The organism is Rhodococcus sp. P4_F3_2 (assembly GCF_056401335.1).
Genome location: NZ_JBFUJN010000130.1, coordinates 1 through 605, shown reverse-complemented (window position 1 = coordinate 605; position 605 = coordinate 1). Strand labels below are relative to the sequence as shown.

The following is a 605-nucleotide window of genomic DNA, read 5'->3' as shown; positions in this document are numbered from 1 at the left end:
CAATCAAGATATTGAATCGCAAATTATGTTTATTCGAAAACCAGAGTTTGCTTTTTGTTATCACTTATTGATGGACAGGAAAAATGAAATGTATTTCATCGGTGAATACGTGTAAAAAGAGATTCATTTTCTTAAATAAATAAAAAATATGGTGTTGCTGAGGAGCGATGTGAAGCAATTAACTATTGTTTTAAAGAGAATTCCCTTTGTTCGTTGGAAAATTGAGTGCTTCTGATTTTATAAATTTAACTGAAAAGGAGAAGGAGGATATTTAAATGCCAAACTATGTTATTATATCTCTTATCGCAACCTTCGTAATTATTATTGTCTTTCAAGGAATTAGTAGGATGAATAAAAAACTAGAGAGGGACTATATTACGAAGAGTCCAGGGAAAATTAAAGAGTATATAAAGAGAAATGAAGAACTTTTAGAAAAAACAAATAAACTAAATAAGAAAATACTTAATTTTTTAACCTTCACCATTATTGCAGTGATTGCTGTATTTATTTTATTTCTGGTTTTTACACCTATGTTTTTCATGGCATCTTTATTCGCATTTACTCTACTAATTTTAAATATTACCTTGAGAAGTAGCCTAGAGGAT

General features: G+C 28.6%; 1 protein-coding gene. It reads left to right on the top strand.

The genetic code is table 11. The features are described from left to right. Positions 1–275: 275 nt before the first annotated feature. Positions 276–605: hypothetical protein (locus AC1DWA_RS33080; protein WP_477917665.1), on the top strand; the 330-nt coding region annotated here is incomplete at its 3' end.